The following is a 26317-nucleotide window of genomic DNA, read 5'->3' as shown; positions in this document are numbered from 1 at the left end:
TTTTCGCTTATAGATATTGCTATGTTTGGAACATGCCAAATTCTTATTTTTCTTATAACAGAGTATACGAATGTTCTTTTAAAAAAGATTCATTCAAAAAAATCCTCTTTATGAAGCTATCCCCTTTTTTAAGCATTGACATTAAAATAACTTCCTTTGTATGCTTACCTAAAAAGGAGTCCAAACATGAGCCTAGAGAGTACGATTAAATACACTAATAAGGCAGTTTTAACACCAGAAGCTTTATCACGATTATTTCAAGCTTCTGGAATCAAAAGACCGTATGATGATCTTCCCCGGATTCAGCGAATGATTGACTGTGCAGATATCACCTATACAGCTTGGGCTAGTGATCAACTAGTTGGAGTAGCAAGGGCGATAACCGATTTTAGCTATTGTTGTTATTTGTCTGATTTAGCAGTAGACAAAGACTATCAAAAGCAAGGGATTGGCAAAAACTTAGTATCTTTGTTACAAGACCAACTTGGAGATCAAGTCGCACTTATCCTTTTATCCGCACCTAACGCAATGGAGTATTACCCTCAACTTGGATTTAACACAATTCGAAATGGTTTCATTATACCCCGAAAGAAATAATTTAATTAAGTCCCTCGTAATCTGATTATATAAAGCAGGATACCTTAGCTTTATTTGTACAATTTATTGGGACGATGAAATAAAGGGCATTCGGTATATCACATGTAATTAGCCACCCTAACAAATAGGAGATGGATGAAAATGTCCAAACATTTATAAACAGCATGATAACTCTTACTGCGGCCCACATATATACTTCGACCTCTCGTGCTATATCTCTTACTTTCCGTAGAGTTTTTCATTTATGCAGGCTGGTTGTATCAAGAAATGATAAAATTGCGCTACTATATTGTTCTCAATGGTCTCAGCAAAGGCAGGGATTAAGTTGCAACGTCATGTTGCTTTGTCTACTCAAGTACATCCTGTACAGTGTGATTCTGTATGGGCTACATCTATAGTCCGGTGAAAAAGGAAGCATTTTGATATTAGGTCATTCAAAAGCTATATCACATTTCGCACTTTTTACCAATTATCTAAAAAATAATTTACCTTTTTATGAAAGGATAAATGGCTTGCTTCTAATTATGTAGCGGCCCTCGCTCGGACTTCGTATAAAACGAAAAAAGGCTGTTTCAAAGGATATAATCCATTTGAAACAGCCCTCCACTTAAGAACATGTTGGAAGCTTTTCTGGTTCCATAATTTTATTATCTGTTACATGAACCTGGCAGTTTTTGCCGCTCACAACGATTTTAAAAACTCCCGTATTAAAATCTGTGCCAATTTCTTTATAGAAAATCCCTTCAAAACAAGACCGTTTAGACAAGGTGAAGCTTAATTGGTACCCGCCTTCTCCGTCCTTTACTAAAAAACAACGAACTCCCTTTTCGTAGATCTCATCTTCTTCGCTTTTAATGGTACGATCCACTGAAACGATATGGAGATCAACGAAAGTAATCTCTCTTAATAACACATTCACAAAAGATCCTTTTGTAATTTCTTCCCAGCGGTTTTGAGCTGTCTCACCAATCACAATTTGGGTAACATTATAGTGGTAAGCTATATCGGCAATGACTTTAGCTGATGGCCGTTTTTCATTATCCTTTAAGATAAATTCTTCGGCCCCTAATTCATCTGCTAATTCCCTCCAATGTTCCACATAATCTGATTTTTCCGCGTCAAATTCATCATATGGGCGTGGGTCTACCGTCAATATATATAAAGGACAATTTAGCATATTCGCTATTTTAGAGCCACGTCTAATAAGACGCTCCCCGTTCGGACCGTAATAAACACAGACAAGAATGCACTCATCCATACGACCCTTTACCTTTTTCATGAGCCTTTTCACCTCTTCGTTTTCTTTCCCCTAACTTTTTATCACTTATTCATTATTGATACAATATAACATACTTTCATATTAAAAAAAGACCTTTTTCTAGAATCGTCTAGTGTGCGTTTCTCAATTGATTCCTGTATACTATTCTATATAGTATACACAAAATAAAGAAATGTATATGGGCGACCATTGTCCTATATCCATAAAGATATGATTAAGAATGGTATAAGTGGCTTTGGTATAGGAAGAACGGATAAAGAGTACATCATCCCATCCTAGCTTTTTCAACCCACAACCTGTGGGTCCTCTTACGTCATCTAATTATTGCGACTATCCTATAAGTCGTCAAGTCCATCGTCACCATGTATTACGTTTACCATTTTGTCCATATTAAAATTAAAATTGCTATCTGCCTTTTTAACGTGTTTACGGGGATTAAGACTGCGTTCACAACATAGAGGCAAAGAAGATTGGAGGTTTCACATTGTTATCAATCAACATAACAATAGTCATCCCCCTATTAATTGCATTATTCTTACCGTACCTTTCTAAAAAGAAATTACCCTTTCATATAGGTTGGTTTGTTTTAGCTGTTCCCATCATCCTATTTATCATTATTTCCAGTTATATTCCTTCTGTTGCATCCGGAGAAACATATCTCTATACAATAGAATGGATTCCTACCTATGGCATTCACTTTACGACTTATCTAGATGGTCTTAGCATGATCTTTGGATTATTAATTACGGGGATTGGAAGCTTGGTTATCCTTTATTCCATTTATTATTTATCATCGAAGGAATCTCTTCACACTTTCTATGTATATTTACTTTTATTTATGACCGCAATGCTAGGCGTTGTATTTTCAGAAAATTTATTTGTTTTATATGTATTTTGGGAGCTAACAAGTATTTCGTCCTTCCTATTAATTGCCTTTTGGTATCACCGAAAAGGTTCACGAAATGGAGCTCAAAAGGCGCTTTTAATTACAGTTAGCGGTGGTTTTTCTATGCTAACTGGATTTATCATGCTTTACTCCATGACCGCTTCAGCAAGTATACGTGAAATTATTGCTTCCATTGATCAATATATTGGTCATCCTTTATTCGTACCAGCTTTAATTTTGATTTTAATTGGTGCTTTCACAAAATCGGCACAATTTCCCTTTCATATTTGGCTACCTGATGCGATGGAAGCTCCAACGCCAGTCAGTGCCTATCTCCATTCAGCTACAATGGTTAAAGCAGGGATTTACTTGGTAGCACGTTTTACTCCTGTTTTTGGTGGTGAAGCCTTGTGGTTCTGGTTGGTAAGTTGTGTTGGCCTTATTACGATGTTCTGGGGATCATTTCGAGCCATTCGACAGACAGACTTAAAAGCACTGCTTGCTTTTTCTACTGTCAGTCAACTTGGTTTAATTATGAGTCTGCTTGGTTTAGGATCTATCGCTTATCATTTAGGCGTAGAAGAAGAATCAGTGCTCTTCACACTGGCTACATTTGCGGCGTTATTTCATCTAATTAATCATTCTACCTTTAAGGGTGCGCTTTTCATGATTGTGGGAATCGTAGATCATCAATTAGGAACACGAGACATCCGTCGACTTGGTGGATTAATGTCCTTTATGCCTATTTCCTTCACAGTCGCTATAGCTGGCAGTTTCTCTATGGCTGGATTACCGCCTTTTAATGGTTTTTTAAGTAAAGAGATGTTCTTTACGTCTGTTCTGAACATTAATCAGCTTGATCTACTTTCCCTGGACACATGGGGGATCCTTTTCCCAATTATCGCCTGGGTCGGTAGTATTTTAACCTTTGTCTATTGCATGATCTTCGTGTTTAAGACTTTTGCCGGCAACTATCAAGAGAACAAGCTTGAGCATGAAGCACATGAGGCACCAATAGGAATGCTAATCTCCCCTGTAATATTAGCTGTCTTAGTGATCGGTATTTTCCTTTTCCCTAATATTGTGGGGAAATATATCATCACTCCAGCTATGCTTAGTGTTTTCCCAACTTTCACTCCAACGCTGGATTTAGGCCAGACTATCTCCTATTGGCATGGATGGAAATTGGAAATTTGGATGACGATCGGAGTCATAGCATTTGGTACATTCCTATATATTTTCTTCCAAAAATGGAAGGGAGTGTATTCACTATTTTCACCAAAATGGAGCTTTAATACTTTATACGACAATCTATTAGAAAAATCTGAAGCCCGGTCTTTCCATTTAACGAAATTTTATATGACAGGCTATCTGCGCGATTATTTAGTATATATCTTTCTCTTCCTAATTGTAGTGACAGGCGGGATCTTTCTTTACACAGATGCCTTTTTGTTTGATATGTCAGGGGACGCACCTGTCCGGGGATATGAATGGATCATAGTGCTTGTCATGTTAATTGCGGGAGTTTCTATCTTATTTGCCAAATCTCGCGTCACCGCCATTCTATTGAATAGTGTTCTTGGATATATGGTTGCTGTTCTATTTGTAGTATTCCGGGCTCCTGATCTAGCTCTTACTCAGCTTGTTGTTGAAACAATCTCAACGGTCTTATTTTTACTCTGCTATCATTTCCTACCCGAATGGAAAAAGGGAAAAACCGAACGAAAAACAAAATTCACCAACATGGTTATCTCCATTTCAGTAGGAAGTCTATTCATACTTATTGCTTTAGCCGTGAATAGTGAGAGTTTATTCGAAACCATCTCCCGTTATTTTGAAGGAGCTTATGAGCTTGCAGGGGGAAAAAATATAGTAAACGTGATTTTAGGAGATTTCAGGGCCTTCGACACAATGCTCGAAGTTGTCGTCCTCTTCATAGCTGGAATTGGTGTCTATAGTCTTATTAAACGGAGAACTATAAAGGGGGAGGAAAATCTTGAAGATCAATGATGTCATCTTACAAACGGTCGCTAAAGTTGTTGTGTTTATTATATTGACTCTTGCCGTTTATCTTTTCTTGTCAGGCCACAATAGTCCTGGCGGGGGATTTATTGGCGGACTTGTTCTGGCAGCCGCTGTTGTCTTACTTTGTCTTGCCTTTGATATTGATACAATTCAAAAAGCGATCCCGTTTGATTTTAAACTAGTAGCAGCAGTAGGTGCCTTCCTTGCTGTCACAACTGGTGTAGGTGCCTTATTGTTCGGTGCCCCCTTTTTAAAGCAAGTTTTTCATTCCTTTCACCTTCCTCTTCTTGGAGAGACAGAGCTTACAACCGTGACAATATTTGAGGCGGGAGTTGCCTTAGTCGTTGTTGGGGTTGTAGTAACTATTATTTCAAGTATTAGTAAGGATGTGTAGTAAGTGGAGACGTTAATCATCGTTCTAGCTGGCGTTTTAGTTATGATCGCCACCTATCTATTTCTTTCCAAGAATTTAATTCGTGTAATTTTAGGATCTGCTATCCTATCTCATGCCGCTCATTTACTGATTATGACGATGGGAGGGCTTAAAACAGGAAGTGTCCCAATTGTTGGAGAAAAGCCAATTGCTTATACTGATGCCCTTCCACAAGCCCTCATTTTAACATCGATTGTGATCGGATTTGCTGTAACAGCTTTGTTCCTTGTGTTAGCTTATCGAACTTATCGTAAGCTTGGAACCGACAATCTTGATCAATTAAGAGGGATTAGTGATGAATAATATGATTGCTTTACCAATGGTCATCCCAATTCTAACTGGCATTCTCTTAGTTTTCTTGCGGCAACATATTCGAATCCAGAAATGGCTAAGTATGGGATCCATGGTCTTGACGATTGGATTAAGTATCTATTTGTTAAATCAAATACAAACAGAAGGAATTCTCAGGTTAGACTTTGGGGGTTGGAAGCCACCATTCGGTATTCTTTTTGTCGCAGATTCTTTCTCCATGTTACTTGTTCTAACAACTTCCATTGTTTCGGCTATATGTTTACTCTATGCTTTTTACTCTTTTGATATAAATTTGGAAAAGCACTTTATTTACCCTTTTATCTTTTTCATGATTGCTGGTGTACACGGTTCTTTTTTAACAGGGGACCTCTTTAACCTCTATGTCTGTTTTGAAGTCATGCTGTTGGCCTCCTACATACTTGCCGCTATCGGTGGTACGAAAAAACAGCTTCGGGAATCGATTAAGTATATTGCAATTAATGTCTTATCTTCCTGGCTATTTTTGGTAGCTATCGCCTATTTATATGGAACATTGGGCACTTTGAATATGGCCCATTTATCGTACAGAATTGCGGAGGTTGGACAAACACCTATATTAACTGTTATTAGTGTTTTATTTCTTGTCGTCTTTAGTTTAAAAGCAGGATTATTGCTTTACTTTTGGCTTCCAGGATCTTATAGTGCACCACCTACAGCAATTGCTGCTTTATTTGGCGCCTTGCTGACAAAGGTAGGGATCTATTCTCTCTTCCGAATCTTTACCTTGCTATTTTATCATGAGCCTGAGATTACACACACTATTATCGGCATTATGGCTGGTCTTACACTAATAGCTGGTAGTATTGGTGCTATAGCTTTTAAAGATTTGCGCCAAATTATTTCTTATAATGTCGTCATCGCAGTTGGATTCATATTAGTAGGACTTGCTGTCTCCACACCCGAGGCGATCGAAGGGTCAATCTATTATTTGATTCACGATATGATTGTGAAGGGATTATTGTTCTTATTAGGAGGAACCATCATTGCTCTAACAGGGACTGCTAGAATCGATAGGATGAGTGGGCTTATAGGGAATTATCCTTTATTAGGTTGGATATTTTTGATCGTTACATTATCATTAGCAGGTGTCCCACCGTTAAGTGGATTTATCGGAAAAGTATTGGTCGGAAAAGGTGCTATCGACACTGGCCATTATATCCTTACAGCATTGGCTATTATTTCTAGCATCTTTGTTCTTTATTCTCTACTCCGTGTCTTTCTTAATAGCTTTTGGGGCGAAACTATTATTCAAATAGAAGATGAAATGCCACTAAGGAAAGGCTGGATCATCCCTTGTGTTCTTCTAACACTCGGTACGGTCGGATTAGGATTTGGAACAGAATATCTTGCTCCTTATGTACGTGATGCAGCCCACACATTAATGAATCCACATATCTATGTAGAAGCAATTCTTGAGGGGAAAATTCCATAAAGATACGGAAAAGCACAAGCGCCTGTTTAGCAACGTACAAACTCGGATAACAAGGTTCAAAGGCTAAATTTCAGTGACCAACAGCTTGTTGGCCTGAGATAAGAAAACACGATGAACCAGGAAGAGCGGAAGACGTTGCTCAGGATCGACACGCAAATGTTCCAAAACCTAGGAAGGGTGGTTTTTCCTTCATAGATTCTGGGTTATTTAGCGGAACATCGGCTAATAGCGCGACGTCCTGTCGCAACACCGATGGACTCGCATCCTACCTCCCGCCTGTAGCTAGACACCGAGGGTGAATCGATGTTAACTTACGCATGCAGGCGCCGGAGTTAGATCCAACATTAGCCAAGTTTAAACTTTGTTTTAAAAAGAGGTGATGATGTAATATGCCCGCTCAATTTATTATGAACTTATTTATTGCCTTTCTTTGGATGCTACTGACGGATGAAGATGAGTTTCGATTATCTACATTTTTTGCTGGATATCTCGTCGGTATTGTGATTGTCTTTTTAATGCAACGCTTCTTTAAAAAGCAATTTTATTTACAAAGATTTTATTACGTTATAAAGCTGATCTTTATTTTTAATTCTGAGTTATTCCAATCAGCTTTTCTTGTGATGAAGCATATTTTAAGTCCAAAAATCGATATTCAACCAGGTATCTTCACTTATAAAACGGGATTAAAAAGTGATTGGGAAGTTACTACTCTTTCCATGCTTCTGACGTTAACACCTGGCTCAGTCGTCATGGAGATTTCCCCAGAAGGAGATACACTATATATCCATGCGTTAGATATTGAAAGATATAAAGATTTTCTACTGCGTTCTTTAGAGAAGTTTGAAAAAGCTATTATGGAGGTGACTCGGTAATGATCAGCATCATGTTATTTACAACATTATCCTTATTCGTAGTCGCGATTGCGATTGCCTTGTACAGAATCATTAAAGGTCCTTCAATTCCAGATCGAGTCATTGCCCTTGATATGATTGGGGTAAACCTTATCGCCGTCATAGCTGTCATATCCATTGCTCTTAAAACGAAGGCCTTTTTAGAGGTAATCCTAGTTCTGGGGATTCTATCCTTTATTAGTACAATTGCCTTTTCAAAATTTATTGTTAGAGGTGTTATCATTGAACGGAAACGAGATGAGTGAATTTATCACTGTTTTACTTATGCTCATTGGAAGTATTATTAGTGTGATTAGTGCTGTTGGGATTATTCGGTTTCCTGATGTTTATACCCGTTCTCATGCCGCCACAAAAAGCTCTACATTGGCAGTCCTCCTCACATTAGTAGGGGCGTTCCTCTATTTTTTATTCACAGAGTCTCTAGTTAGTATCCGCTTGATCCTGGGGATTGTCTTTGTCTTCCTCACTTCTCCAGTCGCCGGCCATCTGATCATCCGGGCTGCCTATCGTTCTGGTGTTAAATTATCTGATTCTACTGTCGAAGATGAATTAAAAGATGTTCTTCATTCGAAAGATTCTGAACAGAACAGGGCGTCGGAAGTTAGTTCTGAACAAGAGCCTATCAGGCCTTAGATAAAGCATTTTTCCTTGTACAAATCTATTACAAAATGGATGAATGCCAATTGAAAGAATTAATGCCACTGAAAAACAGCACTTTTTACTTTATATTCAACATAGGTTTTATAACCATTTCATTCTTGATTTTTAACCGTTGTCGTTGATTTAAGCTGAAGGTGACAACTCCTGAGGGATGACCGTGATCGGTGCCATCCCACAGGAGTCTCCTATAGCGATGAGGAGCTCACCGTACGACCCTCCTAGAGTATAAATCCAACAGTATTCCATAGAGCCCTTTTAATTACCACCTTTTAGTGTTAAGGTGTTGCACTTCAGTAGAGTCTACTGAAATGCTTCAAGGCTGAATAAATGGCTTATGTTCAAAATGCGCAACATTTTTCTTCATTTGTTGCTGAAAAAGATCATAATGTACCCAACTAAGCGGGAACTTTAGGGCAAGTTCATGATTTCTATTGTAAATCATAACATGTTTTTGATTATATTCGATTTTCTCGATACTTTGTAATTCCAGACTATTTTGCTTTGCACCCTTTTTCACAATTAATTGATCTCCGATAATCATAACCTTTTTCTTTTTATTTCTTCGAACTTGATTCAAGGATAGCGCAACAGTTAAGCCAATAACGATCAAGATATTTAATATGGGAAAATCAAATAAATAATAAGAAAATCTAATCGCAAATGGGATGATCACAGCAATGGCAAACCAAGTACCGGTGCTAAGCTTTGGTGAGCTTTCAAAAAACACATGTTGATCAAGAACATTCATTAGATTCTTTTTTCCTTCTAGAAATGCCTGTTTATGTTCTTTTTCGCTTAAAGAGTTATATTCTACAAATTCCGTATAGCTCTCATCCCAAATACTTCCTTGCGGATCTCCACTTTCAAGGGTATAGCCCCCTACCCAACCTACATAATCCACATTGTTCATCTGGAAACGAATAAAATAATAGCGTACAAGTCGCCCATGAACATTTTCAGTCTCTACTTGATCTACAATCTCAATCTCCTCTGGATATGGAAATTTTCCTTCTTCATCAGGATTCCCAACCAAAGTATTAAAAAATCTTGTTTTAGCTAAATGAGGTTGTACCCCCTCATGAATGGGATATAAATGTTCCCAATTCCGCTCTAGTAACTTCCAATAAAGCATTTCGGCACTTTCCACATGCTGAGCTGTTTCGGTCAATATCTTTTGGTCATAGGGTAAACTCTTAGATAGGCAAATAATTAATGCATCTGTCTTTATCATCGGATCCTTAAAATGCAAAGCTCGCTGTAATTCCTTTTCCACTTCAGGCGAGAAATAATACATCATTAAGTTTATAAACAATCTCAATCTATTTCTAATTAATAAGTAGCTATCTTTCCATGCCGTATAAACGAATTTCGTTGAATAATCTGGGTCAAATTTCAAGTATTCTTCTAAAACAGTGTGATAGTCTTCTAGTAAGAGAGGAAGAACCTTCTCTTTCTTATACCCTTGATCTAATCCCGATTCATTAATAGTTGAGATCAAAGAATAATACAAAAATTTATATTGCTCTGTATGAATTTGTTCAAAGGTCTTGTCTATGATATTTCTCGCTAAAACAGGATATGATCCAAGTTCCCTAAGTGATCTAAACAATTCTTCTGATTGAATTAGTTCAACTATTTTCTCTTCTAGAAAATAAAATGCTTTTTGATCTTCTGTAGATAACAAGAATTCAATAACTCGTTCTTTAGCATGTGGATCAAATTGATCGAAATGCTTTATAAGAGCTTCCATAACTTGTGGCATTCGAAAATCACAAACAAAATCAATCAAATAATAAGAAGGATTGTCCCAATGATCCACACGCTTAGGAAACGTAGAGGTTGCTGCTTTAATGCAATCTAGCAACACCTCAATTTGTACCTGAAGGTCCTCCTGCTGCTTATATTGATAAAGATCATCAAGTGCCTCATATCTTTTCTTAGGATCCGCACTTTTGAGCTTCCTTAAGATGCTTCGCAAATTTAATTCAACCTTCAATTTTCCCACCCTGTTCTACAAAATTCTCTTTTTTATCTATATAACTACCATTGTAAACTTTCTAGATAGCGGGGAGAACTAGTCCTTTTTCCTATTCAAAGAAAAGTGCACTAAGGCTAACGTCGTCTTAGTATCAAACTAAACAAACTAGTGACAATCATCACTAATATTGCAGGCACTAACCAGCCAAGTCCCCCTTTATAGAAAGGTAAATAGGTTTCATAAAAGGAGATAATCGGCGCCATCCATTCAAAATAAGGCCTTTCAACCTGTTGGCAATACGCCTTTAAGCCATCTATACTGCTAATAAAAATCGTGATGACGATCGTAGATTGATAAACAAGGCGTGACTCCCTTATAAGAGGTGAGATACATGTCAATATCATTAACACTATTGCCAAAGGATATAAGAACATTAAAACAGGTATAGAAAAACGAATAATGTTCTCTAAACCAAAATTGGCTATAATAAAGGATAAAAGAGAAAAAAAGACAGCAAACAACTTATAGCTCACTCGCGGGACTAAAGTGTGCATATACTCTCCACAAGCGGTAATGAGCCCAATACAGGTCGTTAAACAGGCTAGAATGATAATCACTGCTAATAGTACAGCACCAAAGGTCCCAAAATAATGAGTAGTCGCATGACTTAAAATCGGTCCACCTGTTTCAAACAAGCCATATTCCTCAGTTATAACAGCCCCTAAATAAGCAATTCCTATATAAATAACACCTAGGAAAGCAATGGAAACAAACCCCGCCTTGGCTGTCGTACTTAAAATCCCCTTCGTCGATGTTACCCCCATGTTTTTAACAACATTAATAACAATAATGCCAAATACGAGGGAGGACAGTGCATCCATCGTATTATATCCTTCTAAAAATCCCTGTGAGAATGCAGACTGAACATATGCTCCTTGTGGCTCTTGAAACGAGCCTATAGGATTAATAACAACCGTTGCTAATAAAACAAGAATTAAGAGAATAATGGCAGGAGCTAAAACTTTTCCCACTATGTCGACAATCTTAGTTGGATACAACGAAAACAATAGAGTCACACCAAAGAAGATAAAAGTAAATACAAGCATGCCGATTTGATCTGCTCCATCTCTTACAAATGGAGCTATTCCGATTTCATAAGCAACCGCACCTGTTCGCGGGCCTGCAAAAAATGGACCAATTGTAAAGTAAAGGAGCACTGTAAAAATAACAGCGTAAATGGGATGAACTCGTGAAGCTAAAACTTGTAAATTTTCACTGCCAGACATACCAATTGCTAAAATTCCTAAAAAAGGCAAACCGATACCTGTAATTAAAAATCCCGATATAGCTGGCCAAAAATTCGTTCCGGCATTTTGCCCCAATGTCGCCGGGAAAATTAGGTTCCCCGCCCCGAAGAAAAGAGCGAATAACATAAAGCCTATTACTAAATATGCTGAAAATGATAATTTAACTTTCAAATTTGTTCCTCCTACAAGTCTGTCAGAAAAGATAAAAGCAGACCGTATATTAACGTACTGAAAATTTCTCAATACGCCAATACAAGCACAGTCTGTACTTAGAGTTTTGAGCAGTAAGAAATAAGCCAACGAAAGAAATTCGTTGGATCAATGAATGAACTTTTGTATGCTCTCAAACTAGATTATCTACTAACTGAAAATTCTGATACTTATAATATAACAAAACACACCATTCATATATTACTCTCTTTATCTTACTCATGCAAATAGTCGGAACAAATACCTGTTTTATATGAACAGTCATGGACACGATGAGGAATTCCTTTAGTACAAAAACTGACTTGACCTTATTTTTAAAGGAGGCGGAAAATCAAGCGAAAAGGATTTGAATATCGAAAATGAAATTTTATACTCTTACATCAGAGCTACTAAGGCATCGCTTTAGAATTGATGTATAATGAAATCTGCCGCTAGGGCCGCATGCTTTATCGTTTTGCTCTGGAGAATCTAATCGAACCCTCGCATATTTCATTTGCTAAGCATATTATTATATTTTTATAGCCGATAATCTAAACACTTTTTAAAAGTTGAACAACTAAAGAGAGGTGATTTTTCAAATGGAAATGTTTATAATGGGTCATGGATTCGTCTTAGAAAGAGAGGGATAGCAATGAAAGCATGGCATTATGCGCTCTTGGTCTTTATCGGTGGATGTTGTTATGGAATTCTATCGACATTTGTCAAATTAGCTTATGCAGCTGGTTTTACAATGGCAGAAGTATCTGGAAGTCAATTTTTATTTGGTACGGTTTTTACTTGGGTGCTTGTTCTTTTTATTAAGAAAAGTAGAACTCGCTTATCTTTTAAGCAAGCAATTAAAATTATTATCTCCGGGATTCCAATGGGATTAACAGGGATCTTTTACTATAAATCTCTGCAAACAGTCGAAGCTTCGCTCGCCATTATTTTCTTATTTCAATTTGTTTGGATTGGAACAGTGCTTGAATGGATCTTTTATAAAGTAAGACCAGATCGCAGCAAACTGATCTCTATTATTATTTTACTTTTCGGTTCCATTCTAGCCACAGGGCTTATCTCCGGTGGTGGAAAGGAGTTATCTTGGATCGGTTTTGGCTGGGGCATGCTTGCTGCTTGTTCATTTTCTGCTTTCATATTAATTAGTGGGGCTGTAGGGAATCAACTTCATCCCATTTTCAAAAGCGCCCTTCTTTCGACTGGAGCTTTATGTACGGTCAGCATTTTATTTCCACCAATCTTTATTGTTCAGGGAGAAGGCTTACTTGGCTTAGCACCTTATGGACTTTTACTCGGATTCTTTGGGGTAATGTTGCCCCCATTACTATTTTCAATTGGAATGCCTCATGTTGGGCCAGGAATTGGTACAATTCTATCGGCCTCTGAGTTACCGACAGCCGTTATTCTCTCGACATTTGTGTTACACGAAACAGTGACATCCATACAATGGATTGGGGTCGTCTGTGTATTAATAGGAATCTTCATTGGTCAAGCCTCACTATTTCTAAAAAAGAAATATATACATGTGGCTAAAGACTAATCCTTTAGGCAGATTTGCCGACATTTTGACGGCGAATCTTGCTTTTAATTCAACGTGCTTAACGCAATTTGGGAAAATCTGCATGGCCAACTTTTTTATTGAAATTCCCGAAAAAAAGTATTATTATTTTTAATATGTTGTAAAATAAATGCTGGCGTAGCACAGTTGGTAGTGCACATCACTCGTAATGATGAGGTCGGAGGTTCAAATCCTCTCGCCAGCACCAGTCATTGGAGAAGTACCCAAGTCCGGCTGAAGGGGACGCACTCGAAATGCGTTAGGACGGGCAACTGTCGCGTGGGTTCGAATCCCACCTTCTCCGTTATTACAAGATTATGATTGGTATTTAGTAATAAACTAGTGCTAACCTGAAACCTTGAAGAAAGGTTTTTTTTATTTGGATGTGAGGTGTAATATGAATAAAGCAAATGTATCAAATGATTCACAAGTAAATATAAATAAAGCCATTTGGCTCGTACTCATCTTCTTTATTATCGCTGCGGCCGGATTACTCTATGCTAAATGGTTTCCTTACTATCAAAAAGGAATCACTGCTTCAAATACACATTCTATTGGCGATTCCATCTTAGGAGATAGTTTGGGCGGCTCTCCGTCCTTTCAGATGGCTTGGGATTATGCTCTTACCTACTTTCAATCCGTATGGAAAGCAGCCGTTTTAGGGATCCTACTTGGTTCTTTGCTACAAGTATTAATCCCGACTCAATGGCTTTTAAAGGTACTAGGAAAAACGTCATTTGGTAGCACTGCTGTTGGTGGACTTGCTTCTATGCCAGGAATGATGTGCACATGCTGTGCAGCTCCAATGGCTGTTGGACTACGAAAAAAGAATGTATCAGTTGGAGCTGCATTAGCCTTTTGGATTGGAAATCCCGCGATTAATCCAGCAACCCTTGTCTTTATGACTTTCGTTCTGTCTTGGAAATTCACAGTGATCAGGATTGTCTTCGGATTTATTTTAACCTTCGGTGTAAGCTATCTAGCCAATCGCTTTGCTAATGATACAAAGCCGATTGATATCGACGAACTTGTTAAAGTAGATGCTACTGAAAATGGCGGCTTTATTTCGAAATGGTTTAAAAGTTTGGGAACAATGATTTTATATATTGTGCCTGCTTATTTTTTATCCGTATTTATTTTGGGGGCGGCACGCGTTTGGCTGTTTCCGCAATTAAGTGATACGGCTGCACACGGAATCTTGGCTATCATTTTATTTGCAATAGGCGGAATGTTATTTGTTATCCCAACCGCTGCAGAAATTCCAATTATCCAAACCTTCCTTTCTCTTGGGGTTGGTACTGGTCCTGCTGCGGCATTATTGCTTACATTGCCGTCTATTAGCTTGCCGTCATTAATTATGGTATCCACATCCTTTCCAAAAAAGGTTTTACTATTTGTTATGGTAGCGGTAGTTGTGATTGGGATTGCCAGTGGGTTGGTCGGCATGTTACTTTTATAATTCGCTGCATTTAAATATAAAAAACGATCAGCTGACTTTTCCCATCTACTCTGAGAACTCGCATTCGAAATGCGACTCCCTTCTCTCTCCTATCTTCCTAGCTAAATCTCACTACATTTCCCTAGATTTAAAAGTGCAAAAAGCGGATTACCCACCCTGGGGAATCCGCTTTTTGCTAACGATTTGCTTAATCTTTTCTTTTGCTTCTTCGATACTTTGCACAGTGATTATGATCTTTTGTGCTTCTGGATACTGCTCAGCAGCATGTTGATATCGAGGATCATAATAATATTCCAATAAACGTTGCACAACCAAGGAATAGTCTTTATTTTGCAATGCCTGTTCTACCTCTGTAGCGATCGGTGTGTGGATCCTAGCCTTTATTCGTTGAAAGGCTTCCATACACTCATGCTGGTGCTCCCACGGCTCATAATCATCCAAAATCGTTTGGATTCTTTCCTCCATTGGCATTTTAATGAAAATATGTGTGCCTTTATCTTTTAAATTCTCTATAACAGGAGGCAGAAGGGCTTTTCCGACCCTTCGACTTTCCCCTTCAAATAAAACATAGGAAGAGTTTTTTAATTGTTCCATTCTCTGGACTAGCAATGAATCAAATACTTTCTGATTATGAGGTTCAAGGCCAATCCCCCCAAAGATCGACCCACGATGGTTGGCCAATTTTTCTAGATCAATCACTGGAAACCCCTCTTGCTGAAGCCCCTGAAGAATAGCCGTTTTTCCGGTGCCAGTGTTACCATCTATAATATAGGCGTGGGGGGCGAAATCCATTGTATCTAATCGATCTACAATCCATTTACGATAAGACCTAAATCCCCCCTCTAAACGGAGTACATGGATCTTCATGAGTTCTAGGACAGTAGCCGTCGTTTTGCTGCGCATGCCACCACGCCAGCAAAATACAGCCTTCTCTCCCTCGATCTTTTTAAAGCTTTGAACAAAAGCAGGGAGCTTAGTAGAAACAATTTCTAATCCTCGCTCTTGCGCTGCTTCTGGACTGACCTGTTTATATAAAGTGCCTACTTCTGCCCTTTCTTCATCTGTAAAGAAGGGGATATTGATGCTTCCTGGGATTGTTGCATTTTGGAATTCTGAAGGTGATCGGACATCAATCATCGTAATCTTATTTTGTTTTGCTAAATTCAACAATTCCTCAATCGTAATATTTCGATGCATGATTTTTCCTTACTCCCTCACATTTAATCTTAGTGGACTAACCCTGATTCTTTCGATTTCTCGAGGAACTTTGTCGTTTTCTTATTAATGGGTTCTTTTAAGAAGGCACCAAAGATGATGGCCAATACCCCACAAAAAATGAGTACCCCAATATCTCTTAATGCTCTCCCCCAAACAATCCCACCTACCGCTTCACGCATTAAATCGACAGCATAAGTAAAAGGCAAGTAAGGATTAATGGCTTGGAAGAACTTAGGTAATAATTGAACAGGATATGTTCCACCTGATCCTGAAATTTGCAAGACAAGCAACACAATGGCCATCGCTTTTCCAACATTTCCAAATACCGATACAAGTGAATACACTATAAGAATGAAGACAGAGCTAACTAAGAGCGCGAATATAACCATCCAAACGGGATGCTTCGCATTCACACCAATCAAGAATAAGTCTCCAAGCGTTACAACAATCGTTTGAACGATTCCGATGGTCCAGAATGTGAAAAATCGTCCAAAATAGACTTGTCTTCCGGTATATATCCCATCATGATGAACATCAACTGCTAACAAGGAAATGAGTAGTAACGCTCCTACCCAACCAGCTAATACGGTATAGAATGGTGTCATCCCTGTTCCATAATTTTCAATTGGAAATAATGCGTTTTGATTTAATAATACAGGCTCCTCAAAAAAGCTTCTTTCTGCAGATGGGTCATTACGCAATAGCTGGATAATCTCATTAATATCTGTATCCTTTTGTACGTCTCGAATCTTTTCCGCTAATTGTTTGATTTTATCATTTACATATGGAAATTCCCCTGAGGCATATTCAAGCATGCCTTTCCCTTCTTGTAGGTTCTTTTGCGTATTCGTTAGCACCTTTTCTACTTCAGGCAAAGTCGATTGAATCTCGACAAGAATTCCCTTGGCTCCTGTTAGGGTTTCCTTAGCCTTTCCTACTTCTTCCAAAATCGTTGGCTCAATATTATTTTGATATTCTTTTACAAATTCATCTAACTTAACATTTGTATTAGCTGCAGCTTGATGAATTTGATCGACCACTTTACTAGCGGCCTCCGTATTATTTAGGAATTGATCCATTTGATTTACATCAGTTCGCAGTTGTTCTAACGAATTTCGCAAATCAGCAGTTTGTGAAATTGCTTGGTTAATTTGATCTTGTGACAGCTGCTCCGTTTCCTGTTCTTCCCCTGACTCTCCATCTGTTGCTGGCGGCAGTTGAGCATTCGTTTCCTGTAATTGCTGTAATGCCTTCTCAACTGTACTTAATGTAGTAATCGCATCATCCAGCTGTTTTTCTAGATTTTCCTGAACTCTTTTTCCTTCGCTAATGTCAATCTTGCTATCTTTAGCCTTTTCTAAAAGTTCATTAATCTGATCAGCAATTGATTGAACCTTTGCAACGTCCTTTTTCACTTTAGGTGCGATTGAATTCAAGCGATTTTCCGCTTCATTCATATAATCTAATGTTTGATTAATCGTCGTTAATCCAGTGTTCGTATATTCTTTTGCTTGGGGAAGTGCTCCTTGAGCTTTATTCAAAATCTCTCCAGCGGAATTTGCGTCCCCTAATGACTCATTCAACATCTTATTAATTTCCGGGAGGTTCTCCTCAAGTGTAAAAATATAATCCTCAAATTTCTCAATATCTGGTAAATTTCCCTCTATTTCAATGCCTAAATTGTTAAATAGATCGAAAATAATTCCGTTCACCGTTGAAATAAATTTGCTACTTACTTCATCCGCTATAACAGAAGCGCCCTTTTCAGTTATTTTAGGTGAAACAGCATTTAGTTTTTCATTTACAAAATACTCCATTTGGGCTTTTTCAGGTTTGTCAGATATGACAGTTCCTAACTTTTCCGAGAAGTCTTCTGGAATAATGACAATAGCAAAGTAATCACCATATTCCACTTTATCCATGGCATCTTTTCGATCGGTAAAATACCATTGCATATTCTTATTATCTTTAAGACTGTCAACAATTTCTTTTCCTGCATTTATCTCTTGATCTCGAACAGTTGCCCCTTTGTCTTCATTGACAATTCCGATTGGGAGATTTCCCGTGTTTGAATAAGGATCCCACATCGCTGCAATATTGAACCAAGCGTATAATGAAGGCAAAATAGCTAAACCACCAATCAAAATCATGGCTGCCCAATTTGTTGCAATATTTTTCAAATCTACCTTATAGATATTTAAACTGTTTTTCATGTCTAAGTCCTTTTTTGGGATCGAAATCCTTGATATTATTTGGCATATTATTCCCAATTTCGCAAAATGTAACCAGGCAAGCAACATTTTGCGCGGACACCTCACCCCAATCATATATTTGTTCTTCGAAAAATAAAAACGCCCGTTTAAAATTTAAACGGTTAAAAGTCCTTCAACCTTTCAAAAGGCTGAACCAGCTTATATCCTCTCTACTGCATTAGTGAAGCTTGGACATCATAAGAGGTGGGTTTGATAAGCAAAAGTTCTTGAACCCATCCCCCTTATCGGTTTAAGCTTATTTGGCTTCAGACCCCTCAAGCCCAAAATGCAAACAAAACGGTAAATTTGCTAGTTACTAAGTGTGAGCTAGATTCAAGCTAGACTTTTCTTACCCTATTTAAAAGTCAACCACTACATGCCCCTTAGGATCAGTGACTACTTCACCAATAAACGCCGATTCTACTCCATTTTGTTGTAAGTCTGACAATAATGCCTCTGAATCATCATTCGCTACACTGATGAGTAACCCACCCGATGTGACCGCATCACATAAAATCCATTGATCGACTTGATCCATTGTTTCCGGGAAGGTAACGGATCCTTCTAAATGAGCAAAGTTATTTTTCGTACCCCCAGGTATTACACCCTGCTCCGCCAATTCTCTAACACGATTTAGTACAGGAACTTGGTCTTTTTTAATATGCAAGCCGACTTCACTGCCTTTTGCTAGTTCTGAAGCATGTCCAAGCAAGCCAAAACCGGTAACATCTGTACAAGCATGGACATCATAGTGGGCCATCGTCTCAGCCGCTGTTTTGTTTAAAGTCGTCATCACTTTAGTTAGATTGTCTATTTCCTCGTCTTTTAATAAGCCCTTTTTTAAAGAAGAAGATAAGATCCCTACTCCGATAGGCTTCGTTAGGATTAATCGATCACCAGCTTTAGCTCCAGCATTCGTTCTAATTTTGTCGGGATGGACTGTACCTGTTACCGCAAGTCCAAACTTAGGCTCTTGATCATCAATTGAATGGCCCCCTACTAAGGTGACACCCGCCTCTTGCAGCTTATCCGCCGCTCCTTTTAATATTTCAGCTAAAATATTTTTTTCTAATGTTGCAATAGGAAATGCCACAATATTTAATGCCGTAACAGGAGTTCCGCCCATCGCATATATATCACTAATTGCATTTGTCGCTGCCACTTGTCCAAATGCATAAGGATCATCAACAATAGGTGTAAAAAAGTCAAGAGTTTGAACGATCGCCAAATCATCCGTGAGTCGGTAAACCCCTGCATCATCACTCGTATCGAGACCAACCAATAAATTAGGGTCATGCTTAGCAGGTGGTATCATTCGAATTACCTCCGATAAATCTGCAGGACCAATCTTACAGCCACATCCTCCTTTTGAAGATAAAGACGTTAATTTTACCGAACCAGACTGTGTCATGAGTCATCAACCTTTCCTCTTTAAATCTGTTCAAAGAAGCATTTTTACTAGCGTTCTTTGAACATCCTTTAAAATTATATATACAGTATAAATGATATTGTAGGATAATATCTATCTTTTATAATTCAATAAATAAAATAAGCCGTCCAAAAGCCCTAATCTTTTCGACGACTGATCTTCACGAAATTCTATTTTAGCAGACGCAAACTGTTTAGAATTACTAAAATGGTGCTTCCTTCATGCCCAATAACCCCAAATGGTAAATCAAGAGCTTGAATAAAATTTGCCAAAATCAACAAAATGATGACACTAATGGAGAAAAGGATATTTTGCTTAATAATTCTGTTCATCCTTTTTGATAGTTCAACTGCTTCCGCGATACGACAGAGATCATTTTTCATTAAAACTATGTCTGCCGTTTCCAATGCCACATCTGTCCCCTCTCCTACCGCAATCCCGACAGAAGCCGTGGCAAGAGCCGGGCCATCGTTAATCCCATCTCCCACCATCGCAACCGCTCCATAATTTTGTTTTAAGCTTTTGATAAGAGTAACCTTGCTCTCAGGGAAGCATTCTGCCTTAAAGTCTTCTATTCCACTTTCATTTCTAATAGCACGTGCGGTTTGGGGATGATCACCTGTTAGCATGATTGTATGCATGCCTAAATTTTTTAAGCGTTCAATCGCTCGCTTTGTTTCCTTTCTCACCAGGTCCTTTAAGGCAATGATTCCTACTACTTTTCCGTTCCGTTCAATAAAGACAAGTGTCTTACCTTGTGCAGCCAATTTAGCAGCCACCCCATTATAAAAATGAGCCGCTTGATCTTGATCTACAAAATCAAATTTACCTACTTTCCATTCCTGCTCATTGTGATTGGCTAATATGCCCAATCCCGGTCTATCTTCTAAATTTTCTACCTCTTCTACAGCTTTAAAACCTTGTTGTTCTACATATGCGACAATCGCTGTTGCTAATGGGTGATTAGAGTATCTCTCCATTGCCACTACTGTAGAGAGGATTTCTTCTATCGATTCCTCATTTGAAATGATCATATCTGTAACTTCAGGACGACCCATAGTTAATGTTCCTGTTTTATCAAAAGCGATGGCTTTCAGTTCACTTAATTGTTCTAAAGATGTGCCCCCTTTCACCAAGATCCCCCGACGTGCACCAAAAGAGATGGCCGATAAAGTTGCCGGCATAATCGAAGCCACCAAAGCACATGGGGAGGCAACAACTAAAAGAATCATTGCCCGGTAAAAGGTTTCACCCCAATTCCATCCCAAAATAAAATGCGGCAAAAATAGCATAAGCGCAACAGCTAGTAGGACAAGTTTTACATATCTTCCCTCAAACCGTTCAACAAAAAGTTGCGATGGTGATTTCTCGTTCTGAGCAGATTGCACTAAATCAATAATCTTCTGAAACAGTGTTTCATGGATTGCTTTCGTAATTTCCACTTTAATCGAGCCATTTAAATTCACCGTGCCCGCAAAAACATGATCCTGTATTCCCTTTGAGACTGGTATCGATTCACCTGTAATGGCTGCTTCATCTACCGTTGTTTTCCCTTTAATAATTTTCCCATCAACTGGAATCCTTTCTCCTAGTTTTACTAAGATGATATCATGAACAGCTAGTTCTGAAACATGGACTTTCGTTTCCAATCCACCTTGTAATAACCAGGCTTCCTCTGGTTGTAACTCCATGAGAGAGGCGATATCTTTTTGACTCTTACTCACCGTGTAAGTTTCCAACGCACCACTTAATGAAAAAATAAAAATAAGGATGGCCCCTTCTGCCCAATACCCAATAATGGCTGATCCTATAGCTGCCAAAACCATCAATAATTCAACATTTAATTCTTTATTTTCCACTGTGTCAATTAATCCTTCTTTTGCCTTCGCAAAACCACCAATGAAATAAGCTAATAAATATAGAATAACTGATGGCATGATAAATCCTCTCACATCCATTAACCATGCAAATAAAATTAACATACCACAAAAGATTGCAGCCATTAATTCCCCACGAAGTTGAATCCAACCAGGAATTAAAATGGTTGCATCATTCTCATTACCTTTTCTTGTTGTCGCAAGCACATCCAACTCGAAGCACCACCTTTATATCAATAAATCAAACTTCTAATTTAGAATTATTATAATGTGATTATAATTATAAATTGAGCGTCTGTCAAATACAATTGATAATTTTTATCCTAATTGATAATGGTTATCGTTACACTCAACTATTTATTAGTTTTATGAAGAATATAGATGATAATAATTATCGTTATCGCCATTTTATTTGAAGGGCACCTTACATATTTACCCTTTCACTGCACATACTGACAATAGAGCCAATAATGACAGGAGATAAAAAAATGTCTATGTCCATTTGGAAGCGAAAAGGCAATAAAAGGAAAAAGTCCAATTTAAATATTCCCCATTCACAAATGGAGCAATATAAAGATGATGAAATAAATGGAAATTTAGAGGATACAGTTGATTTTATCCAAAGTTTATTAGGCGATAATGATGATTTTATTATTCGCCGCCTTTCCATTTACGGCACACATACCGCTGTTTTATTTTATTTTTCTAATCTAGTGAATCAAGAAGTTATCAATCACGAGATTTTGAAACCCCTGATGGAATATCCAGATCATATTGACGCCCAAGACTTGACACAAGGAAAGATCTTACAAACTTTATCTGAACAAGTTCTTTATCAAGGAGAATTGACAAGAGAAGCTAAGCTAATTGATATCGTCGATGCTTTATTAGCTGGAGAATCTGCTTTAGTGATTGATGGGGCTATGGAGGCTTTTCATATTGATACCCGTTATGTGGAAAAACGAGCGATTTCACAACCAGAGACTGAACAGGTTATTATTGGGCCGAGGGAAGGGTTTATTGAAAGACTTGGAACAAATATCGGTTTATTACGCTACCGGTTACCGACCGCAGACTTTTGTATAAAGACACTAAAAGTTGGTAGGCTGACGAAATCTAAAGTCGCCATATGTTATTTAAAAGGAATAAGCAATCAAGCTTTGATTGATGAAGTGGAAAAACGGCTAGAGAAAATCGATATTGATGCTGTCTTAGATATTGGCTATCTTGAGCAATATATTGAAGATAATCATTATACTCCTTTTACGCAAACTTTGTTAACGGAGCGACCAGACAGTGCTGTCGGAAATTTAATTGAAGGAAGGGTCGCCATTCTTGTTGACGGTTCCCCCTTCGCTATGCTAGTGCCTGCTGTATTTAACCAATTCTATCAGGCAACAGAAGATTATTCGACTCGTTTTGTGATGGGAAGCTTTCAAAGATTTATTCGCATGTTTGCCCTTGTCTTTTCCCTAATTGTTCCAGGTTTATATGTTTCGTTTATTTCTTTTAATCCTGAATTATTGCCGACGGATTTTGCGGTTGCTGTCGCAGGTGGAAGGTCGGGGGTTCCTTATCCCGCTGTCGTCGAGGTGTTAATCTTGGAAGTAGCAATGGAAATATTGCGGGAAGCCACTGTACGGTTACCGAAACAAATCGGGAATGCATTATCAATTGTCGGTGTTTTAATTGTGGGGGATGCAGCCGTACAAGCAGGCCTCTCAAGCCCGATCACAGTCGTAGTTATAGCAGTTACAACTATCGCTTCATTCGCGACTCCGGTCTATAGTGCAGCATTTGCCTTGCGATTACTTCGTTTTCCATTAGCCATTCTTGCTGGGCTATTCGGATTATACGGACTAATGGTTGGATTGATTATGGTTTTAAATCATATGCTCTCTCTAAAATCATTCGGTGTACCTTATCTTAGCCCAACCTCTCCTTGGAACGCGCAAGGCATGAAGGACAGTGTCGTTCGATTCCCATTTTGGTGGATGCCAAAGAGACCGAATATGTTTCAATCCAAAAATAAAACTCGCGAAAAAGTGAGCAAAGAGGCGATTAAAACAAGACCCAATCAGCCACTTAATCCATTGAATAAGCGAAAGAAATAATGGAGGGAAGAACCAATGAAACCAACTCGAAATATAACTGTTGGCCAAACAACTGCGATACTAGTTAGTACTATCATTGGAGTTGGGGTTTTACGTCTCCCTCTCGTTTCTGTACAAGCAGCCGATACAGGCGCACCGCTTTTAGCTCTTTTATCTACCATTATTGTTTTCCTTGGAATGTGGGGCATTGTGAAGCTGGGGAGTCATTATCCGAATGAAACATTCGTGGAGTACAGTGAACTCGTCATCGGAAAGTGGCTGGGACGGCTATATACCTTTACGGTTATCGCCTTTTTCACACTGTTAACTGGTTTTGCGGCGAGGGAATTCGGAGCGGTTGTTGTGACATCTGTTTTACCAAAAACGCCTCTTGAAGTAACCGTAATTGTCATGCTATTAATGGCTGTGATCTTTACTCGAGGGGATATAAACACCTTTACTTATATTCATAGCTTTTATTTACCTGTTATATTAGTACCTCTATTAATTATTACATTAGTCTCTCTAAAAGACGCCAATATCCTTTATCTCCAACCGATCTTAGGGAATGGATTCAAAATGATGACAGGCCTACCGGAAATAGCTGCGTTATTTCAAGGAGCATTTATTTTGGCAATCCTGATTCCGTTCATGCAAAAACCGAAAAAGGCATTGAAAGCTAGCCTATGGGGAGTTGTGATTTCTGGTGGCTTTTTCATCATGATTATTGTCGCTTCCATTTCCCTTTTTGGAGTAGAAGAAATAAAGACAATCATGTGGCCGACACTAGGACTTGCGCGAGCAACCTCCCTCCCTGGCAATACATTACAACGTCTTGATGTTGTTTTCCTAGCCATTTGGGTTACAGCAGTTTTTACAACGATCTTTTCGAATTATATGTTGACAGTCCAGACGCTAAAACAGTCTTTACGTCTTCAAGATCATAAAGCGTTGACCCTTTTTCTATTACCAATTATTTTCCTTGTTGCGATGTTTCCCGGTGAAACGATTGAGATGTATCGATATATAAAAGTAGTTGGGATCTTCGGACTTTTCCTCACTTTCATTTTTCCATTTTTTATATTGATTGTAGCCAAAATCCGCAAGGTGCCCAGGAAAAGGGGAAAGGAGCAGGAAAATGACCCGTAAATCAATTTTTGTCTTTTTCATAATTTCTCTCTTGATTCCACTCCTCGGAGGATGCTGGGATAGTATGGATATTGAAAAAAGGGCAACCGTATTGGCAATTGCCATCGATAAAGTCGATCCAGATAAAGAGAAAGAAGAAGGATACATTACCCATATGCCCAATTCCGAGCCCGAAGTTGAAAAGATGTTGCGCCTCACAGCCCAAGTTTCTGTACCAGGACGAATCCCCTTAGGCCCTGAGACAACTGGTGGGGCAGAACAAGAGCCAGTATGGGTACTCAGCACCGTTGGACATACAGTGGATGATGCTTTATTAAATTTACAGCAAGAACTAGCGGACCAATTGTTTTTAGGCCATTTGCGCATCCTTGTTATCAATAAAGAAATTGCTCAAGAGGGAGTGAAAGAAATCAATGACTTTTTCCGTCGTAATGCGCAAGTGAGAAGAACGACATGGATGGTCGTATCGGAAGAAAAAGCAGCAAAGTATATGGAAATCGCACCGAAGTTAGAAAGGGTACCCGCTTTATACTTAACTGATATGGTACACAATGCAGAAAAATTAGGGAAAATCCCATCATCAGATATGGGAATATTCTGGAGAACACTCTCAAGTAAAGGGCAAGATGGGGCCTTGCCATATTTGAAAATACACAAAGCAGAGAATATAGCCATCAAAGGATTTGCTTATTTTAATGAAGATGAAATGAAAGGAGTAATTGAACCAATTGAAATCGGCCAGTTCATGGGCATTCTCGGTCAAAAGCAAGGAGGATATGGGGTATTCATTAATGTTCCAGACTCCGACGACAAGGTATTGGTACGCGCTATTCGCCGCTACTCAAGGATGAAGACGACCATTGAAAGCGGGAAACCTAAGATCCGCATTAGAATTCGCTATGAAAATGAAATAGATGAAGACGCAAAAAATAATGTCAATCTTGCCAATCTAGAATTAATTAGAAGAATTGAAAAGCAAACAGATAAAGACACAATTGCCTCCTTGAAAAGGTTAATTCAAAAAATGCAAAAGGAAGAATCCGATATCTTTGGTTTCGGTGAACATATACGGGCGAAACACCCTGCCTATTGGAATAAACATATAAAAACAAAAGAAAAGTGGCGCCAAGTTTTTAAAGACATTGACGTTGATATTGACGTGGACACCCAAATTCAACAATCCGGTATAAAAGCCAATTAAACAGATGAGGCTCAC

At 38.4% G+C, this 26317-nt stretch carries 20 protein-coding genes and 2 tRNA genes; 15 read left to right on the top strand and 7 right to left on the bottom strand.

The genetic code is table 11. The features are described from left to right. Nucleotides 1-186 precede the first annotated feature (186 nt). Nucleotides 187-597: a GNAT family N-acetyltransferase gene (locus tag J2Z23_RS07210; RefSeq protein ID WP_209973567.1), complete on the top strand. Its 411-nt coding sequence runs from the start codon at nucleotides 187-189 to the stop codon at nucleotides 595-597. A gap of 607 nt (nucleotides 598-1204) precedes the next feature. Here the strand turns inward: J2Z23_RS07210 and J2Z23_RS07205 are convergent. Continuing rightward, on the bottom strand, nucleotides 1205-1876 hold the full coding sequence (locus tag J2Z23_RS07205; protein WP_057984514.1) for an adenine nucleotide alpha hydrolase family protein: 672 nt from the start codon (nucleotides 1874-1876) through the stop codon (nucleotides 1205-1207). A gap of 484 nt (nucleotides 1877-2360) precedes the next feature. Here J2Z23_RS07205 and J2Z23_RS07200 point away from each other — a divergent pair, with 484 nt between their 5' ends. From J2Z23_RS07200 to J2Z23_RS07170, 7 genes are all read left to right on the top strand, one after another. Continuing rightward, nucleotides 2361-4772 carry a Na+/H+ antiporter subunit A gene (locus tag J2Z23_RS07200; RefSeq protein WP_057984512.1) on the top strand — a complete coding sequence of 804 codons (2412 nt, stop codon included), beginning with the start codon at nucleotides 2361-2363 and terminating at the stop codon, nucleotides 4770-4772. Continuing rightward, nucleotides 4759-5181, top strand: coding sequence for a Na(+)/H(+) antiporter subunit B (locus tag J2Z23_RS07195; protein ID WP_057984510.1), 423 nt, complete (start codon nucleotides 4759-4761; stop codon nucleotides 5179-5181). Before J2Z23_RS07200 ends, J2Z23_RS07195 begins: the two co-directional genes overlap by 14 nt. Nucleotides 5182-5184: 3 nt before the next feature. Then, complete coding sequence (locus tag J2Z23_RS07190) at nucleotides 5185-5523, top strand: Na(+)/H(+) antiporter subunit C (RefSeq protein WP_057984509.1); 339 nt, start codon at nucleotides 5185-5187, stop codon at nucleotides 5521-5523. Next, on the top strand, nucleotides 5516-7003 hold the full coding sequence (locus tag J2Z23_RS07185; RefSeq protein ID WP_057984506.1) for a Na+/H+ antiporter subunit D: 1488 nt from the start codon (nucleotides 5516-5518) through the stop codon (nucleotides 7001-7003). The genes J2Z23_RS07190 and J2Z23_RS07185 overlap by 8 nt, the downstream gene beginning before the upstream one ends. A 389-nt stretch (nucleotides 7004-7392) precedes the next feature. Then, nucleotides 7393-7875, top strand: a complete 483-nt coding sequence (locus J2Z23_RS07180) for a Na+/H+ antiporter subunit E (protein WP_057984505.1) — start codon at nucleotides 7393-7395, stop codon at nucleotides 7873-7875. Next, the gene (locus J2Z23_RS07175; protein WP_057984503.1) at nucleotides 7875-8159 is read left to right on the top strand and encodes a Na(+)/H(+) antiporter subunit F1; all 285 of its coding nucleotides are present in this window, start codon (nucleotides 7875-7877) and stop codon (nucleotides 8157-8159) included. Before J2Z23_RS07180 ends, J2Z23_RS07175 begins: the two co-directional genes overlap by 1 nt. Beyond that, nucleotides 8152-8547: a Na+/H+ antiporter subunit G gene (locus tag J2Z23_RS07170; protein ID WP_128738600.1), complete on the top strand. Its 396-nt coding sequence runs from the start codon at nucleotides 8152-8154 to the stop codon at nucleotides 8545-8547. Before J2Z23_RS07175 ends, J2Z23_RS07170 begins: the two co-directional genes overlap by 8 nt. 340 nt (nucleotides 8548-8887) lie before the next feature. Here J2Z23_RS07170 and J2Z23_RS07165 read toward each other — a convergent pair whose 3' ends face one another. Further along, a complete protein-coding gene (locus J2Z23_RS07165) occupies nucleotides 8888-10570 on the bottom strand; it encodes a hypothetical protein (RefSeq protein WP_209973565.1) in 1683 nt (560 codons plus the stop codon). A gap of 116 nt (nucleotides 10571-10686) precedes the next feature. Beyond that, entirely contained in the window at nucleotides 10687-12030 is a 1344-nt protein-coding gene (brnQ, locus tag J2Z23_RS07160; RefSeq protein ID WP_082881369.1) for a branched-chain amino acid transport system II carrier protein, read from the bottom strand. Between the two features lie 670 nt (nucleotides 12031-12700). Between brnQ and J2Z23_RS07155 the strand changes: the two genes are divergently transcribed. The 4 genes from J2Z23_RS07155 to J2Z23_RS07140 all read left to right on the top strand — a co-directional run bounded on the left by J2Z23_RS07155 (nucleotide 12701) and on the right by J2Z23_RS07140 (nucleotide 15083). Next, on the top strand, nucleotides 12701-13606 hold the full coding sequence (locus tag J2Z23_RS07155) for an EamA family transporter (protein ID WP_057984496.1): 906 nt from the start codon (nucleotides 12701-12703) through the stop codon (nucleotides 13604-13606). Between the two features lie 150 nt (nucleotides 13607-13756). Next, nucleotides 13757-13832: transfer RNA gene (locus J2Z23_RS07150), tRNA-Thr, on the top strand. Between the two features lie 6 nt (nucleotides 13833-13838). Further along, nucleotides 13839-13928 (top strand) — tRNA-Ser (locus J2Z23_RS07145). A 93-nt stretch (nucleotides 13929-14021) separates the two neighbouring features. Then, a complete protein-coding gene (locus tag J2Z23_RS07140; RefSeq protein WP_057984494.1) occupies nucleotides 14022-15083 on the top strand; it encodes a permease in 1062 nt (353 codons plus the stop codon). 147 nt (nucleotides 15084-15230) lie between these two features. Here the strand turns inward: J2Z23_RS07140 and mnmH are convergent, their stop codons facing one another. The 4 genes from mnmH to J2Z23_RS07120 all read right to left on the bottom strand — a co-directional run bounded on the left by mnmH (nucleotide 15231) and on the right by J2Z23_RS07120 (nucleotide 22066). Then, a complete protein-coding gene (gene mnmH / locus J2Z23_RS07135) occupies nucleotides 15231-16280 on the bottom strand; it encodes a tRNA 2-selenouridine(34) synthase MnmH (protein ID WP_057984492.1) in 1050 nt (349 codons plus the stop codon). A 29-nt stretch (nucleotides 16281-16309) separates the two neighbouring features. Beyond that, nucleotides 16310-18514: a YhgE/Pip domain-containing protein gene (locus J2Z23_RS07130; protein ID WP_209973563.1), complete on the bottom strand. Its 2205-nt coding sequence runs from the start codon at nucleotides 18512-18514 to the stop codon at nucleotides 16310-16312. Nucleotides 18515-18911: 397 nt separating this feature from the next. Continuing rightward, entirely contained in the window at nucleotides 18912-19964 is a 1053-nt protein-coding gene (selD, locus tag J2Z23_RS07125) for a selenide, water dikinase SelD (RefSeq protein ID WP_057984490.1), read from the bottom strand. A gap of 188 nt (nucleotides 19965-20152) precedes the next feature. Further along, entirely contained in the window at nucleotides 20153-22066 is a 1914-nt protein-coding gene (locus J2Z23_RS07120; protein ID WP_420798614.1) for a heavy metal translocating P-type ATPase, read from the bottom strand. A gap of 281 nt (nucleotides 22067-22347) precedes the next feature. Between J2Z23_RS07120 and J2Z23_RS07115 the strand changes: the two genes are divergently transcribed. Genes J2Z23_RS07115 through J2Z23_RS07105 form a run of 3 tightly spaced genes read left to right on the top strand, consistent with a single transcriptional unit; the run spans nucleotide 22348 to nucleotide 26302 of the window. Then, entirely contained in the window at nucleotides 22348-23973 is a 1626-nt protein-coding gene (locus J2Z23_RS07115; protein ID WP_057984486.1) for a spore germination protein, read from the top strand. Between the two features lie 15 nt (nucleotides 23974-23988). Continuing rightward, entirely contained in the window at nucleotides 23989-25101 is a 1113-nt protein-coding gene (locus J2Z23_RS07110; RefSeq protein WP_209973561.1) for a GerAB/ArcD/ProY family transporter, read from the top strand. Continuing rightward, nucleotides 25091-26302, top strand: a complete 1212-nt coding sequence (locus tag J2Z23_RS07105) for a Ger(x)C family spore germination protein (protein ID WP_064468374.1) — start codon at nucleotides 25091-25093, stop codon at nucleotides 26300-26302. Before J2Z23_RS07110 ends, J2Z23_RS07105 begins: the two co-directional genes overlap by 11 nt. Nucleotides 26303-26317: the final 15 nt, after the last annotated feature.

This window comes from Lederbergia galactosidilytica, from assembly GCF_017873565.1.
In the GTDB taxonomy this organism is placed as follows: domain Bacteria; phylum Bacillota; class Bacilli; order Bacillales; family Bacillaceae_C; genus Lederbergia; species Lederbergia galactosidilytica.
Note: the sequence above shows the minus strand (reverse complement) of the source record. Positions and strands in the feature narration are given on the sequence as shown.

Coding starts and splice junctions, on each gene's coding strand:
- J2Z23_RS07130 (WP_209973563.1), bottom strand. CDS start 18,514: ATGAAAAACAGTTTAAATATCTATAAGGTAGATTTGAAAAATATTGCA.
- J2Z23_RS07205 (WP_057984514.1), bottom strand. CDS start 1,876: ATGAAAAAGGTAAAGGGTCGTATGGATGAGTGCATTCTTGTCTGTGTT.
- J2Z23_RS07170 (WP_128738600.1), top strand. CDS start 8,152: ATGAGTGAATTTATCACTGTTTTACTTATGCTCATTGGAAGTATTATT.
- J2Z23_RS07210 (WP_209973567.1), top strand. CDS start 187: ATGAGCCTAGAGAGTACGATTAAATACACTAATAAGGCAGTTTTAACA.
- J2Z23_RS07180 (WP_057984505.1), top strand. CDS start 7,393: ATGCCCGCTCAATTTATTATGAACTTATTTATTGCCTTTCTTTGGATG.
- selD (WP_057984490.1), bottom strand. CDS start 19,964: ATGACACAGTCTGGTTCGGTAAAATTAACGTCTTTATCTTCAAAAGGA.
- J2Z23_RS07140 (WP_057984494.1), top strand. CDS start 14,022: ATGAATAAAGCAAATGTATCAAATGATTCACAAGTAAATATAAATAAA.
- mnmH (WP_057984492.1), bottom strand. CDS start 16,280: ATGCATCGAAATATTACGATTGAGGAATTGTTGAATTTAGCAAAACAA.
- J2Z23_RS07155 (WP_057984496.1), top strand. CDS start 12,701: ATGAAAGCATGGCATTATGCGCTCTTGGTCTTTATCGGTGGATGTTGT.
- J2Z23_RS07110 (WP_209973561.1), top strand. CDS start 23,989: ATGAAACCAACTCGAAATATAACTGTTGGCCAAACAACTGCGATACTA.
- J2Z23_RS07115 (WP_057984486.1), top strand. CDS start 22,348: ATGTCTATGTCCATTTGGAAGCGAAAAGGCAATAAAAGGAAAAAGTCC.
- J2Z23_RS07105 (WP_064468374.1), top strand. CDS start 25,091: ATGACCCGTAAATCAATTTTTGTCTTTTTCATAATTTCTCTCTTGATT.
- J2Z23_RS07185 (WP_057984506.1), top strand. CDS start 5,516: ATGAATAATATGATTGCTTTACCAATGGTCATCCCAATTCTAACTGGC.
- J2Z23_RS07175 (WP_057984503.1), top strand. CDS start 7,875: ATGATCAGCATCATGTTATTTACAACATTATCCTTATTCGTAGTCGCG.